This window comes from Stenotrophomonas sp. 2619 (assembly GCF_040548725.1).
Lineage (GTDB): Bacteria > Pseudomonadota > Gammaproteobacteria > Xanthomonadales > Xanthomonadaceae > Stenotrophomonas > Stenotrophomonas maltophilia_AP.
In genome coordinates this window covers 25472-39383 of sequence record NZ_JBEPSF010000012.1, presented here as the reverse complement: position 1 = coordinate 39383, position 13912 = coordinate 25472, and the positions used below count along the sequence as shown (strand labels likewise).

At 68.0% G+C, this 13912-nt stretch carries 13 protein-coding genes; 7 read left to right on the top strand and 6 right to left on the bottom strand.

The genetic code is table 11. The features are described 5' to 3' along the window. Nucleotides 1-46: 46 nt before the first annotated feature. The 4 genes from ABIA71_RS13060 to folB form a co-directional block, all read right to left on the bottom strand. Nucleotides 47-652 (bottom strand): hypothetical protein, encoded by a 606-nt coding sequence (locus ABIA71_RS13060; protein ID WP_354285635.1) that lies wholly within the window; start codon nt 650-652, stop codon nt 47-49. Nucleotides 653-968: 316 nt separating this feature from the next. Next, the gene (locus tag ABIA71_RS13055; RefSeq protein ID WP_128096227.1) at nt 969-3143 is read right to left on the bottom strand and encodes a glycoside hydrolase family 3 N-terminal domain-containing protein; all 2175 of its coding nucleotides are present in this window, start codon (nt 3141-3143) and stop codon (nt 969-971) included. A 137-nt stretch (nt 3144-3280) separates the two neighbouring features. After that, complete coding sequence (locus ABIA71_RS13050; RefSeq protein WP_354285633.1) at nt 3281-4558, bottom strand: mechanosensitive ion channel family protein; 1278 nt, start codon at nt 4556-4558, stop codon at nt 3281-3283. Between the two features lie 286 nt (nt 4559-4844). Continuing rightward, nucleotides 4845-5198 carry a dihydroneopterin aldolase gene (folB, locus tag ABIA71_RS13045; protein ID WP_354285631.1) on the bottom strand — a complete coding sequence of 118 codons (354 nt, stop codon included), beginning with the start codon at nt 5196-5198 and terminating at the stop codon, nt 4845-4847. Between the two features lie 396 nt (nt 5199-5594). Between folB and ABIA71_RS13040 the strand changes: the two genes are divergently transcribed. After that, nucleotides 5595-6251, top strand: a complete 657-nt coding sequence (locus ABIA71_RS13040; RefSeq protein WP_354285629.1) for a hypothetical protein — start codon at nt 5595-5597, stop codon at nt 6249-6251. A 13-nt stretch (nt 6252-6264) separates the two neighbouring features. On the opposite strand, the gene tsaD is transcribed toward ABIA71_RS13040, so the two are convergent. Beyond that, nucleotides 6265-7290 (bottom strand): tRNA (adenosine(37)-N6)-threonylcarbamoyltransferase complex transferase subunit TsaD, encoded by a 1026-nt coding sequence (gene tsaD, locus ABIA71_RS13035; protein WP_354285627.1) that lies wholly within the window; start codon nt 7288-7290, stop codon nt 6265-6267. Nucleotides 7291-7456: 166 nt separating this feature from the next. On the opposite strand from tsaD, the gene rpsU reads away from it, so the two are divergent. The 6 genes from rpsU to ABIA71_RS13005 all read left to right on the top strand — a co-directional run bounded on the left by rpsU (nt 7457) and on the right by ABIA71_RS13005 (nt 12760). Next, nucleotides 7457-7672: a 30S ribosomal protein S21 gene (rpsU, locus tag ABIA71_RS13030; protein ID WP_002808376.1), complete on the top strand. Its 216-nt coding sequence runs from the start codon at nt 7457-7459 to the stop codon at nt 7670-7672. A gap of 139 nt (nt 7673-7811) precedes the next feature. After that, nucleotides 7812-8258, top strand: a complete 447-nt coding sequence (locus ABIA71_RS13025) for a GatB/YqeY domain-containing protein (RefSeq protein ID WP_128096447.1) — start codon at nt 7812-7814, stop codon at nt 8256-8258. Nucleotides 8259-8416: 158 nt separating this feature from the next. Then, entirely contained in the window at nt 8417-9373 is a 957-nt protein-coding gene (locus tag ABIA71_RS13020; protein ID WP_051598914.1) for a YihY/virulence factor BrkB family protein, read from the top strand. A gap of 65 nt (nt 9374-9438) precedes the next feature. Then, on the top strand, nt 9439-11166 hold the full coding sequence (dnaG, locus tag ABIA71_RS13015; protein WP_354285625.1) for a DNA primase: 1728 nt from the start codon (nt 9439-9441) through the stop codon (nt 11164-11166). 54 nt (nt 11167-11220) lie between these two features. Then, nucleotides 11221-11709, top strand: coding sequence for a protein tyrosine phosphatase family protein (locus ABIA71_RS13010; protein WP_354285797.1), 489 nt, complete (start codon nt 11221-11223; stop codon nt 11707-11709). A gap of 52 nt (nt 11710-11761) precedes the next feature. Further along, nucleotides 11762-12760, top strand: a complete 999-nt coding sequence (locus ABIA71_RS13005) for a bile acid:sodium symporter family protein (RefSeq protein WP_354285623.1) — start codon at nt 11762-11764, stop codon at nt 12758-12760. Between the two features lie 309 nt (nt 12761-13069). On the opposite strand, the gene ABIA71_RS13000 is transcribed toward ABIA71_RS13005, so the two are convergent. Beyond that, nucleotides 13070-13876, bottom strand: coding sequence for a TraB/GumN family protein (locus tag ABIA71_RS13000; RefSeq protein WP_354285621.1), 807 nt, complete (start codon nt 13874-13876; stop codon nt 13070-13072). Nucleotides 13877-13912 lie beyond the last annotated feature (36 nt).

The window sequence follows — 13912 nt, the reverse complement described above, 5'->3', positions numbered from 1 at the left end:
CCATGAGGGACCGACCCGCGGTCGGTTCCCCGCTGATGCGCGCCGGTCAGTCCTGCACGGTCACGATGCCGACCTTGGCCTTGGTGCAGTCGTTGGCCGGGCAGATGCCGTTGATCCAGACCTGGCCGTTGCCCAGCATCACGCCCTGCCAATTGACGAACACATCGTCGAACTTCTGTTCGGTGATGGTCTTGGCGATGTCGGCGGTGATGATTCGGTCGTACTCGCGCTCGAAGGTGGCCGCGTCGGCCACCTTGCGCTTCTTGCCGCCCACGTTGACGCTCACCGGGTACAGCGGCAGGGCCGCCACCGCCTTGGCATCATGCGCAGCCACGCCTTTCTGCAAGGCAGTGAACACCACCTCATAGCGGGGCGCATCGCCGAGCAGGCGTTCAATGCGCTGACGAACGTCGCCCCCGGTGCTGTCGGCGCTGGCATCCGGTGCCGAAGCCGCCGGCGCGGTCTGCGCAGCGGCTTCGGCCGGCGTTGCCACCGCATCGGGCGACATGCCGGCCGCCGGCGCGTCCTCGCTCGGCGTGGCGGTGGTGGTGGGCGGTGAGGTCGGCGCAGGAGCCGCATCGGTCGCCGGTGGTGCCGGCTGCGAACAGGCGGCCAGCAACAGGGTGGGAAGCAGGATTCGGATCGCGCGCATGCTGGGCTCCAACGATTATGCAAGGCAGCCAGCGTACCCGCCCAAACGTCAGCCGCCGATGACGGCACGCCCTGCGCCACCGCACATGACGGCCCCACGCCCACACAACCGGGGTAGAACCGACCGTTGGTCGGCTACCGTCACAGACGACCAACCCACAACGTAGAGCCGACCGTTGGTCGGCTACCGCCACAGGCGACGACCTACACCGTAGAGCCGACCGTTGGTCGGCTGCCCCCAAGCGGAGACCGATGCGTTTGGGGCAGCCGACCAACGGTCGGCTCTACCGCCGGGCGGCGGCGATGCCCCCACAGGATCAACCCGCCAGCAGCTCGAAGATCACCGGCTCGCCGCTCGCCGACGACGCACACACCCACAGCTCAAACTGGCCCGGCTCGGCGCGGAACACGCCGTCGCGGCCGGTGAAGCCCAGTGCGGTGCGGTCCAGGGTGAACTGCACCTCGGTGCTCTGGCCCGGCTGCAGCGCCACCTTGCGGAACGCCTTCAGCTCACGCACCGGCCGCACGCGGCTGGCCACGCGGTCGTGGATGTACAGCTGCACCACTTCCTCGCCCGCCACCGCACCGGTGTTGGTGAGCGTGGTGGTGATGGTCAGGGTGTCGTCCCAGCCGAGTTTCTCGGCACTCAGCTGCGGCACGCCGTAGCCGAACGTGGTGTAGCCCACGCCATGCCCGAACGGATACAGCGCCTCGTTCGGGATCTCGCGCCAGCGCGCCTTGAACTCGGACATGGTCGGCAGTTCCGGGCGACCGGTGCGCGGGTGGTTGTAGAAGAACGGTTGCTGGCCCGACACCTGCGGGAAGCTCACCGGCAGGCGGCCGGACGGGTTGTAGTCGCCGAACAGTACATCGGCCACCGCATGACCGGTCTGGGTGCCCAGGTACCAGGTGATCGCCACCGCCTGTGCATTGCGCACCGCGCCCTGCAGCGCCAGTGCGCGACCATTGCGCAGCAGCACCACCAGCGGCTTGCCGGTCATGGCCACCGCTTCGGCCAGCGCCTGCTGGGCCGGCGGCAGGGTGATTTCCACGCGCGACTGCGCTTCACCGCTGTACCGCTGCGGTTCGCCCAGCGCCAGCACCACCACGTCGGCGCGCAGCGCAGCGGCCACGGCCTGCTCGATGCCGTCCTGCACGGCCGCTTCCAGGTCACAACCCGGCACGATTTCCAGCAGCGCTTCGTCGCCAATCGCCGCACGCACGCCGGTCTCCAGGCTCACATAGCGCGACTTGTCGCCGAACAGGGTCCAGCAGCCTTCGATGTTCTCGCGGTCCTGCACGAACGGCCCGATCAGCGCGATCTTCTGCCCGGTCTTCTTCAGCGGCAGCACCGCGTCGGTGTTCTTGAGCAGCACGATCGAACGGCGCGCGGCATCGCGCGACAGCGCATCGTGTTCGGCGATGTGCGCGGTGGACGCTTCGCGGTCCAGGTCCAGCGAACGGTAGGGATCGTCGAACAGGCCGATCGCATCCTTCAGGCGCAGGATGCGGCGCACCGACTCGTCCAGCGTGGCCATCGGCACCTCGCCACTCTCGATCAGGCCCGGCAGGTGCTCGGCATAGAAGCCGCTCTGCATGCTCAGGTCCAGGCCGGCGGTGAACGCCTTGGCGGTGGCGTCGCGGTCATCGGCGGCATAGCCGTGCGCAACCAGCTCCATGTCGGCGGTGTAATCGGAGATCACCACGCCCGGGAACTTCCACTCGCCGCGCAGGATGTCGGTGAGCAGTTCGGCGTTGGCGCTGGCCGGCACGCCGTTGATGTCGTTGAAGGAGGACATCACGGTGAGCGCACCGGCCTCGAAGGCGGCCTGGAACGGCGGGAGGTGCACGTCGCGCAGGGTCTGCGGCGAGATGTCGACCATGTTGTATTCCATGCCCGCCATCACCGCGCCATAGGCGGCGAAATGCTTCGGCGTGGCCAGCAGCGCATCGGCGGCGCGCAGGTCCGGGCCCTGGAAGCCGCGCACGCGCGCAGCGGCGAACGCGCAGCCCAGCACCACGTCTTCACCGGCACCTTCGGCACCGCGGCCCCAGCGCTGGTCGCGCGCGATGTCCACCGCCGGTGCGTAGGTCCAGTGCAGGCCGGCCGCCGTGGCTTCCACCGCGGTGGCGCGCGCGGTGCGCTCGGCCAGGTCGGGCTCGAAGCTGGCTGCTTCGCCCAGCGGGATCGGGAACACGGTGCGCATGCCGTGGATCACATCGGCCGCCAGGATCACCGGAATGCCCAGGCGGCTTTCTTCCAGCGCCACCTGCTGGATGCGACGGCCGGCTTCCACGCCCACGCCGTTGAACAGCGACCCCACCTTGCCCTCGCGCACCTGCTGCAGCACCTGGTCGGCGTTGAGCACGTTGGCTTCCGGGTTCACGTCCGGCGCGAACGGCCGAACCATGTCGGCGAACACACCCAGCTGGCCGACTTTTTCTTCGACGGTCATCTTGGCAATGAGGGTTTCGATACGATCGGCGGCCACCGGCTGTCCTTATGAAAACGTTTACAAGGCCAGGATTCTAGCGTTCCCGGGCCCGTTGTGAATGATTTTGACGTTCATTTTTCTTCCCCGGGGGAAGAACCCCGCCACCGTGAGCGCGGTGGCGGGGGCACAGGAGCTTACTCCGCGGCGGCCAGACGCTGTTGGCCGGCCATCAACATCGCATCGCTGGAGGCCTGGAACACGCGCAGCCCGAACGCCGGCAGCGTCGCCAGCAGGTGGTCGAACACGTCCGACTGGATGCCTTCGTACTCGCCCCACGCGGTGGTGCGGGTGAAGCAGTAGATCTCCAGCGGCAGGCCTTCGGTGGTCGGCTGCAGCTGCCGTACCAGCAGCGTCATGTCCGTATGGATGCCGGGATGCTGGGCCAGGTAGCGCTCCACATATGCGCGGAACGTGCCCAGGTTGGTCACCCGCCGCGCATTCACTGCCGCCACGCCCTTGGCCTGCAGCTGCGCGTTCCACTGCTGCAGTTCGCTCTGCTTTTCGCGCAGGTACTCCCCCAGCACCGCGAACTGTTCCAGCTCGGCCAGCCGCGTCGCATCGACGAAGCCCACGCTGTGCTGGTCCAGGTACAGCGCACGCTTGATCCGGCGTCCGCCGGCCTCCTGCATGCCACGCCAGTTCTTGAACGACTCGGTGACCAGCTTCTTGGTCGGGATGGTGGTGATGGTCTTGTCGAAGTTCTGCACGGTGATGGTGTGCAACGCGATATCGATGACGTCGCCGTCGGCGTTCTGGCTGGGCATCTCGATCCAGTCGCCCAGCCGCACCCGGCCGTCGCCGCTGATCTGCACGCTGGCCACCAGCGACAGGATGGTGTCCTGGAAAATCAGCATCAGCACCGCGGTGGCCGCGCCCAGCCCGGTAACCAGGTAGCGCAGGTCCACGCCGGCCAGGGTGGCCACGATCGACAGCCCGGCAATGACGAAGATGACGATCTTGCCAACCTGCAGGTAGCCCTTGATCGGCTTGTTGCGCGCGTCGGGGCGGCGCTCGTAGATGTCGTTGGCCGCGTCCAGCGCGTGCGAGATCGCCAGCGCCACGGTGAGGATCGCCCAGGCCTGGCAGGCGCCGATGACGAAGGCCACCAGCGGCGTGGGCAGGTCGGGCACCACGGTGATGCCGGCGGCGATGACCTGGCTGGGCACCACGTTGGACAACCGCGACACCACCCGCATCACGTTGCTGCCGCGCCCACCGTGGGCGGTGCCGCCGGGCAGCCGGTTGATCAACCCACGCAGGCCGCGCAGCAGGATCTTCTTGGTGACGAAATTGGCCAGCCAGGCGGCCAGCGCCAGCAGGCACAGTACCGCGGCGGTGTAGGCCCACGGCCAGGGTTCGAGGGTTCGCTGCAGGTCGTCCAGCCAACGGGTTGCTACTACTGCATCCAGCATCTTGGGGAGGTCTCCAGTTCTGGTTGCCGGGCAGAGCCCGGCGCTACGGTGCGTCTGGTTGCCGGGCAGAGCCCGGCGCTACGGTGCTTCTGGGTGCCGGGCAGAGCCCGGCGCTACGGTGCTTTTGGGTGCCGGGCAGAGCCCGGCGCTACGGCGCTTCTGGGTGCCGGGCAGAGCCCGGCGCTACGGCGCTTCTGGGTGCCGGGCAGAGCCCGGCGCTACGGTGCTTCTGGGTGCCGGGCAGAGCCCGGCGCTACGGTGCGTCGGGTTGCCGGGCAGCGCCCGGTCAGGATGCGCTGCGTTCGATGATCACGCCCACCGCGCGCGCGCCGCGCACGGCGCCGGGCTTGCTCAGCTTGAGGCGCAACCACTCCACCTTGAACTCACGCAGCACGATTTCGGCGATGCGTTCGGCCAGGGTTTCGACCAAGCCGAAATCGGACTCGCGCACGAACTGCTCGATGCGCTTGCTCACGGCCTTGTAGTTGAGGGTATCGCCAATGTCGTCACTGGCCGCCGGGCGACGGTTGTCGAAGCCCATTTCCAGGTCGAACCGCAGGGTCTGGCGGATCCGCCGTTCCCAGTCGTAGATGCCGATCAGGGCATCGATCTCGAGCCCTTCGATGAATACCTTGTCCATAGCCATGCCACGTGGAAGATGCCGAACATGGTAACGGCGCGGGCCGGAACGTGCCGGGAACCGGGGCGTTCGCCCGATGGTGCGCCCGTGGCCGAAAAGACAAAGGGCCCCTTGCGGGACCCTTTGCTTACCTCTTGTCCCCGGGTGGAGATGGGATTCCCATCCGCGAGTCCCGGTGGCGCGTAGGCTGAAAATTACGGGCCTGACACGGCCGCGTCAACCATTGTTGACCCGAAACGGGACGGCGTGCGTAGTTCTCGACAGACCGATTGCATACGGCAATCGAGCGCCCGAAAAGGGTAGCCAGAACCACTGCACAACGGCCGGATTCCCGATGCCCAGCACCCGGCCACGCCCGTAGTCTCAACCGTCATCAGCGGCAAGGATGCAGGGACCATGCAGATCGAGGACGCCGTAAAACGGGCGTTGTCAGCCGACCGGCTGGGCACGTATGAGAACGCAGTGGCAACCCTGGACGCCCGCAGTACGCCGCTCGACCTGTACCTCTGGAACGCCCGCATCTCCGCTGCCTTCCTTGTTCCGTTGCATATCGGCGAAGTGGTCATCCGCAACGCCGTTTCAGATGCACTGACCCGGATTCACGGCCCACGCTGGCCGTGGGTGCAGGGTTTCACCGACAGCCTGCCCAGTCCCACCACCGGCTACAACCCGCGCCGCGAGCTGCTCCGGGCGGCCGCACGGTGCACCGACGGCACCTCGCAGGTCATTCCCACGCTCAGCTTCGTCTTCTGGCAGAAGATGTTCACCCAGCGGTTCGACGTCCGGGTGTGGTCGCGATGCATGGGGGTCGTGCTCCCCGGCGCCGACACGGGTGCGCCCCGGCATGTCACCCGTGCCCACATACATAACGATCTCGAGCAGATCCGGCGGCTGCGCAACCGTATCGCCCATCACGAACCTATCTTCGCGCGCGCCTTGAGCGAGGATTTCGCCGCCATCCAGCGGATCGTGGAACTGCGCTGCACGCGCACCGCCGCGTGGATGGCGGGGCACGAGGCAGTCACCCCCCTGCTGCGCGATCGCCCGCCCTGAGGTTGCGGCGTGCCTACACCGCCGGCAGCGTCGCCATGTCCCAGCGCGGGGTGACCTGCACCTGCGGCGGCGTGTGCTGGCCGGCTTCCAGCCGCAGCGCGCCAGCGAAGGCGATCATCGCGCCGTTGTCGGTGCACAGCGAAGGGCGCGGGAAGCAGGCCCGGCCGCCGCGGCTGGCCGCCATCTGCTGCAGTTTGGCGCGCAGCCGCTTGTTGGCGCCGACCCCACCGGCCACCACGATCACATCGGTGCCGGCCGCATCCAGCGCGCGCTCGCACTTGATGGCCAGGGTGTCCACCACGGCGTCTTCAAAGCCCCGGGCGATGTCGGCACGGGTCTGCTCGCTCTGGTCGCTGTCGCGCCAGGCCAGCAGCACCTGGGTCTTCAGTCCGGAGAAGCTGAAATCCAGCCCGGGCCGGTCGGTCATGGGGCGGGTGAACGTGTACTTGCCCGGGGTACCGCGTTCGGCCAGCGCCGCCAGCTGCGGGCCACCCGGGTACGGCAGGCCCATCAGCTTGGCGGTCTTGTCGAAGGCCTCGCCGGCCGCATCGTCCAGGGTCTCGCCCAGCAGGCGGTACTGGCCGATCCGGTCCACCGCCACCAGCTGGGTATGCCCACCGGACACCAGCAGCGCCACGAACGGGGCCTGCGGCGGGTCGTCTTCCATCAACGGGGCCAGCAGATGCCCTTCCATATGGTGTACGCCGACCGCCGGCACCTCCAGCGCCCAGGCCAGCGAGCGGGCCACGCCCGCCCCCACCAGCAGCGCGCCGACCAGCCCGGGGCCGGCCGTATAGGCCACCCCGTCGATGTCGGCCACGCCCATCCCGGCCTCGGCCAGGGTCTGGCGGATCAGCGGCAGCAGCTTGCGCACGTGGTCGCGGCTGGCCAGTTCAGGCACCACCCCGCCGTACTCGGCGTGCAGGGCGATCTGGCTGTAGACCGCATGGGCGCGCAGGGCGTCCGGGCCGGCCAGGGCGGTGTCGTACACCGCCACGCCGGTCTCATCACAGGAAGATTCAATACCAAGGACTCGCATACCGGGTATTATGGACCGCTGAGGCCCCGGCAGCGTTACCGCCAGCCCACCTGACACCACCTGTGGCCAAGAAGTTTGCCGGGGTGGGTTGCAACTTCTTTTGTCGCCGCTATAATGTGCGGCTCTCACCGGGCGTGACCCGGTTCTACTGTGTCCCGGAGATTCCATGCCCAGCGTTAAAGTCCGCGAGAACGAGCCCTTCGAGTTTGCGCTCCGTCGCTTCAAGCGCACCTGCGAAAAGGCCGGCGTGCTGGCCGAAACCCGCAAGCGCGAGTTCTATGAAAAGCCGACCCAGGAGCGCAAGCGTAAGGCTGCTGCTGCCGTGAAGCGTCAGCTGCGCCGGTCGTCGCGCGACGTTACCAAGCGTCAGCGCCTGTACTGAGTCGGACGCAACTTCGATGCGACAGGCCGCTGGTCTGTCGTGGCGGAGCCGAAGCCGGAACGCGCGAGCGTTGCCGGCTTTTTGCGTTCCAGTCGTTTGGCGCCCCTTTCCGCCCTTTTGACCGAATACGAGGTGTTCCATGAGCCTGAAACAGCAGCTCACCGATGACATGAAGGCCGCCATGAAGGCCGGCGAGAAGCACCGCCTGGGCGTGATCCGCCTGATGCTGGCCGACATCAAGCGCAAGGAAGTGGACGAGCGCATCGAGCTGGACGACGCCGCCACGCTGGCCGTGCTGGAAAAGATGGTCAAGCAGCGCAAGGATTCGGTCAGCCAGTTCGAAGCGGCCAACCGGGAAGACCTCGCCGTGATCGAGCGCGAGGAAATCCTGGTCATCGACCAGTACCTGCCGGCCAAGCTGGGCGAAGCCGAGATCGTGGCCGCCATCCAGGCCGCCATCGCCGAAACCGGCGCGGCCAGCCCGGCCGACATTGGCAAGCTGATGGGCGCACTGAAGCCCAAGCTCGCCGGCCAGGCCGACATGGGCCTGGTGTCCAAGCTGGTCAAGCAGCAGCTGGCCGGCTGATCGGGCCGGGTAGCGACCCACGGTCGCTACCCGCCTGGCCGGATGCCTGACATCCGGATCCCGGTAGGCACCGAGCGTTGGTCGGTGCACGCATGCACGCGCACCGCCGCGCGCCCGCTTCACCCCGCCTTCGACCCGGGCCTGCAAAAATCGGCCGCATGTCTTCACTGCCGCCCGCCCCCACCCCCGACGCCGATCCCTCGCCCGCCCACGCCGGCGTGCCACCGCGTTTGCGCAAGTACGTCGACCGGCTGCAACGCAGCTTCCCGATGGCCGTGGGCAAGCGCTTCGTCGAGATCGACGTCCTCACCCAGGCCGCCTCAGTCTCCTTCTACGCCCTGCTGTCGATGGCACCGCTGCTGGTGCTGTTGTTGTGGCTCACCGCCTCGCTGTATCCGCCGGCGCAACAGGCGCTGATCGCCCAGATCAACGACGTGGCCGGCAGCAGCGCCGCCACCGTGGCCGACACCGTGCTCAAGAACGCCGACAACCAGCCCGACGTGGGCTCGCTGGCCGGGGTGTGGAGCACGCTGCTGCTGTTCATTGGCGCCACGGCGGTGTTTGCCCAGCTGCAGAACGCATTGAACCTGATCTTCAACACCAGTGGCGAGCGCCTGGACGGCATCGTGGCGTGGCTGCGCAAGCGCGTGTTCTCCTTCGGCGTGGTGCTGGCGCTGGGCTTCCTGCTGATCCTGTCGATGACCGCCACCACCATGCTGCAGGTGGCCTTCGCGCAGCTGCCCTCGGTGCTGCCGGCGATCGGCTACCTGACCAGCCTGGCGCTGTACACGGTGGGCTTCGCCTTCCTCTACCACTACCTGCCCGACCGCCGCGTGGCCTGGCGGCAAGCCTTCATCGGCGGGGCAATCACCTCGGCGCTGTTCGCGCTGGGCCGTTACGGCATCGGCCTGTACATCGCCACCGTCGCGCCGGGCAGCGCCTACGGCTCGATGGGCGCGCTGGTGATCTCGCTGGTGTGGATCTACTACGCCACGGTGGTGTTCTTCGTGGGCGCGCTGATGACCGCGGTCATCGATGAACGCCTGCGCGCGCATTTCCACCTGGCCCAGGCCGGCATCGCCGTGCCCAAACCGGGCGAAGCGACCGGCAGCTAGTAGACTAGCGGTGTCCCCCGCTGCCCTGCGTGGCCGTCACCGGTCGCGCCACCTGCCTGCTGCCCATGGCCCGTATCCCCGACGCATTCATCGACGACCTGCTGGCCCGCTCCGACATTGTCGAGGTGGTGGGCAGCCGCGTGCCGCTGAAGCGCCAGGGCAAGGAATACGCCGCACGCTGCCCGTTCCATGACGAGCGCTCGGCCTCGTTCACGGTCTCGCCCACCAAGCAGTTCTATCACTGCTTCGGCTGTGGCGCGCATGGCACCGCGATCAGCTTCCTGATGAATTACGACCGCCTCGAGTTCCTCGACGCGGTCGACGAGCTGGCCAAGCGCGTGGGCATGGAAGTGCCGCGCGACACCCAGCCGCGCACCGCGCAGCAGCAGGACGACAGCCGTGAGTTGTACTCGGCGCTGGACGCGGCCACGCGCTTCTTCCAGAAATCGCTGGAGGACAGCGACAAGGCCCGCGCCTACCTGGACCAGCGCGGCGTGGACGAGGAAAACCGCACACGGTTCGCGATCGGCTATGCGCCGGACGGCTACAGCGCATTGAAAGATGCCCTGGGCAAGGACGAGCGGCGCATGAAGCTGCTGGATCGCGCCGGATTGTTCTCCAAGAACGACCGCGGCCACGTCTACGACAAGTTCCGCGACCGGGTGATGTTCCCGATCTTCGACCGACGCGGCCGCGTGATCGCCTACGGCGGCCGGGTCATGGAGAAGGACGACGGCCCCAAGTACCTCAACTCGCCCGAAACCGCGCTGTTCCACAAGGGCCGCGAACTTTACGGCCTGTGGCAGGTACGCCAGGCCAACCAGAAGATCGAGCGGCTGATCGTGGTCGAAGGCTACATGGACGTGGTCTCGCTGTTCCAGTACGGGGTTACCCAGGCGGTGGCCACGCTGGGCACGGCCACCACGCCGGACCATGCCGAGCTGCTGTTCCGCAATGCGCCGGATGTATTCTTCTGCTTCGACGGTGACGCCGCTGGCCGCCGCGCCGGCTGGCGCGCGCTGGAATCGGTGCTGCCGCGCATGAAGGACGGCCGCCAGGCCTTCTTCCTGTTCCTGCCCGACGGCGAAGACCCCGACACCATCGTGCGCAAGGAAGGCAGCGCCGCGTTCGACGAGCGCCTCAAACAGGCCACGCCGCTGTCGCAGTTCTTCTTCGACGAGCTCACCCGCGAGGTCAACATGGCCACGCTGGACGGCAAGGCGCGGCTGGCCGAGCGGGCCAAGCCGATGCTGGCGCAGATTCCCGACGGCGCCTTCGGCGACCTGATGAAGCAGCAGCTGACCACGCTCACCGGCCTGGGTGCCAAGCCCACCGCGCCTGCGCAGCCGTCACGCCCCTCGCCGCGTGCAGTGGCCCCCACCCAGCGGCGCAGCTTGGTGCGCGCGGCTATTGCGATCCTGCTGCAGCAGCCCTCGCTGGCCATGACCCTGGAAGGCCACCACTTCAACGGCCTGCGCCTGCCAGGCATCGAACTGCTGCTGGAGCTGCTGGGCCTGGTGGAACAGCGCCCCGATATCAGCACCGGCGCGCTGCTGGAGCATTTCGAGGGCCGCGAAGAACAGGACGCGCTGCACAAGCTGGCCGCGCAGACCTTGCCCGGTGACGAGGCGATGTGGACCCAGGAGCTGCACGATGCGGTGGCGCAGCTGGAAAAACAGCTGCTGATGCAACGCCTGGACGAGCTTCAGGCAAAGCATCGGCAGCAGGGTCTGGACGATACTGACAAGTACGAACTACGCGAGCTGCTCAAGGCCCGCGCCACCCTGCGCTGACACCCCGTGGAGCACGCTGCCATGACCACCCCCGCCATCCAGCCTGCCACGCCCCTGCTCTGCCGCCTGCTCGGCGTGGCGCTGTTGCTGCTGCCGGTTGCGGCGCTGGCCGATGCCCTGCCCTTCGCGCAGCCGCGCCCGCAGCTGTACAGCGCCGGCCAGCCCAGTGCCGCCCAACTGCAGCAGGCCGCCGACGCCGGCATCACCACCGTGATCGACCTGCGCCAGCCCGATGAAGACCGGGGCTTCGATGAAACTGCCGCCGCCGAGCGTCTGGGCCTGCGCTACGTGCGCATTCCGGTGGCCGGCGCTGCCGGCCTGACCGACGCCAATGCGCGCGCGCTGCGCGCGGCACTGGCGCAGAGCAGCGGTCCGGTGCTGGTGCATTGCGCCTCCGGCAACCGCGCCGGTGCGCTGCTGGCGCTGGTGCAGGCACGCGATGGCGCCTCGGTCGAGCAGGCCCTGCAGTTGGGTCGCGATGCCGGCATGACCTCGCTGGAAGCGCCTGCCCGTGCCCTGCTCGAACAGGCTGCCGCGCGTTGAGTCAGCGCGTGTGTCCCGCCCCACTTTTCCCCCTCACAGGAGCATGCCGCGCATGAAGCCCTGGTGGTCGCGCCTGCGACCGGACAACTTCACCCTCGCCCTGCTCTGCACCGTGCTGCTGGCCTCGCTGCTGCCCATGCACGGCGCGGCGGCGATGGTGCTCGACGATGTTACCGACGTGGCCATCGCCGCGTTGTTCTTCCTGCACGGCGCGCGCCTGCCGCGTGAGTCGATCGTCGCCGGAATGCTGCATTGGCGCCTGCACCTGACCATCCTGGCCTGCACCTTCGTGCTGTTCCCGCTGTTGGGGCTGCTGTTCAAACCGCTGGATGGCTGGCTGCTCACGCCCGAGCTGTACATCGGCGTGCTGTTCCTGTGCGCGCTGCCGTCCACGGTGCAGTCGTCCATCGCCTTCACCTCGATGGCGCGCGGCAACGTGCCGGCGGCGGTGTGCAGCGCCTCGCTGTCGAGCATTCTCGGCGTATTCCTTACCCCGCTGCTGCTGGCCCTGCTGGCCGGCACCGAGGGCGGCATGCACAACCCGGTGCAGGCCATCGCCAGCATCATGCTGCAGCTGCTGGTGCCGTTCGTGGCCGGCCACCTGCTGCGCCCGTGGATTGCCGGCTGGGTGGAACGCCAGCGCGCGCTGCTGCGCTACACCGACCAGGCCACCATCCTGCTGGTGGTCTATTCGGCGTTCGGCGAAGCGGTCAGCGAAGGGCTGTGGAGCAAGACGCCGCTGCTGTCATTGTTCACCGTCGCCATAGTTGCCGCGGTTCTGCTCGGCATCGCAATGCCGCTGATCCGCTTCATCGCCCGCCGGCTGGGCTTCAACCGCGAAGACGAGATCACCATTCTGTTCTGCGGCTCCAAGAAGAGCCTGGCCACCGGCGTCCCGATCGCCAAGGTGCTGTTCGCCGGCGGCAGCCTGGGCGCGATCGTCCTGCCCATCATGATCTACCACCAGATCCAGCTGATCGTCTGCGCGATGATCGCGCAGCGGTACGCGCGCGATCCCATCGCGCCGGCGCCTGTCATCGACCAGGAGTGAACCGCGCGGGGCGCGCACAGGGCTTGGGCGGGAGCGTTTCGCCGGCGGATTCGCCGCCTCTGCAGGGTCGTGTCCCTAACGACTGCCGATAACGCCAATCGGCGCGATGTCGGCATGACCTGGGCCTGGGAGTCGCCTGTAACGCGCCATCCAGGGCGCGCTTCGGTGTGGGTCACGCTCACCATCGGCCAGGACGCACGGCCGGCCGTCGTTGGGGAGACGACCCTACCGGGGCGCCACGCATCGCCGCGCCGCCCGCAATATCCGCCGGGCAACATCGGTGCCTTGTTCGCCACGCATAGGGTGATCCTAGCGGTCGGTCAGGGTGCCTACGCTCAGGGTAGGCATCCATATCCACAGGTCGTACTGCCGGTCGGTTTCCCTGTCTTCTTTCGGTGCGCGCGGCGGACGCGCGGTCAGCGGGATCGCGCGGCAGGGCTGGACGCAGGCCCAGAAGTGACCCCGCGACGCTTCCAGGCGCACGCTGTACAGCGGCAGGTCCAGCAGGTACGCGGCCATCGTCTTCTGTTGCATCTCTGCGGGCGCATCGGCCGGCACTGACCGCATGGCGTGCACGTTGCCGGTCAGCACCAGCATCCGTGCATCGGCAGGCAGCGCGTTGAACTGCTGGCGCAGGTGCGTGGCCATGGCCGCATCGCGCGCGTCATTGCGGGCGGATGTGCCGGTTTCTTCGTCATAGCCAGCCACGCCCACATCGCGGCCCTGGGCCCGCAACACACGGACGGCCTCGAGCAGCGCCAGCATGTCGCGGCTGCGCCGGCCGTCGTGCTGATCGTCTTTGATCCCCCAGAACGGCGAGGTCCGCAGCGCTTCGCGCGCGTCGGCTCCGCCGTCCGAGCGCAGGTAGCGCGCCAGGGCGACGTTCTCGCTCATCGGCAGTTCCAGTGCCAGCCGCACGGCGGCCGTTTCGCGGCTGTAGCGTTCCATCAGGTCGGCCACCAGCAGCGGCGTTTCGGCGGTGCCGTGGTATTCGCCGAGCACGACCAGGCGGTGCCCGCCGGCGTGCGCCATGATCTGCGTGGCGGTGTCGTCGGGCACAGGCGCGGCCATCGCCACGCTGCACAGCAGGGTCATGGCCAGTACTGCGCTTGGCATCCATCGTTTCATGCCGTCACGTCCTGTTCGGTCATG

Bases quoted from the DNA above. Each gene is read 5' to 3' on its own strand.
- ABIA71_RS13060 (WP_354285635.1), bottom strand. From the start codon at position 652: ATGCGCGCGATCCGAATCCTGCTTCCCACCCTGTTGCTGGCCGCCTGT.
- ABIA71_RS13050 (WP_354285633.1), bottom strand. From the start codon at position 4,558: ATGCTGGATGCAGTAGTAGCAACCCGTTGGCTGGACGACCTGCAGCGA.
- folB (WP_354285631.1), bottom strand. From the start codon at position 5,198: ATGGACAAGGTATTCATCGAAGGGCTCGAGATCGATGCCCTGATCGGC.
- ABIA71_RS13040 (WP_354285629.1), top strand. From the start codon at position 5,595: ATGCAGATCGAGGACGCCGTAAAACGGGCGTTGTCAGCCGACCGGCTG.
- tsaD (WP_354285627.1), bottom strand. From the start codon at position 7,290: ATGCGAGTCCTTGGTATTGAATCTTCCTGTGATGAGACCGGCGTGGCG.
- rpsU (WP_002808376.1), top strand. From the start codon at position 7,457: ATGCCCAGCGTTAAAGTCCGCGAGAACGAGCCCTTCGAGTTTGCGCTC.
- ABIA71_RS13025 (WP_128096447.1), top strand. From the start codon at position 7,812: ATGAGCCTGAAACAGCAGCTCACCGATGACATGAAGGCCGCCATGAAG.
- ABIA71_RS13020 (WP_051598914.1), top strand. From the start codon at position 8,417: ATGTCTTCACTGCCGCCCGCCCCCACCCCCGACGCCGATCCCTCGCCC.
- dnaG (WP_354285625.1), top strand. From the start codon at position 9,439: ATGGCCCGTATCCCCGACGCATTCATCGACGACCTGCTGGCCCGCTCC.
- ABIA71_RS13005 (WP_354285623.1), top strand. From the start codon at position 11,762: ATGAAGCCCTGGTGGTCGCGCCTGCGACCGGACAACTTCACCCTCGCC.
- ABIA71_RS13000 (WP_354285621.1), bottom strand. From the start codon at position 13,876: ATGCCAAGCGCAGTACTGGCCATGACCCTGCTGTGCAGCGTGGCGATG.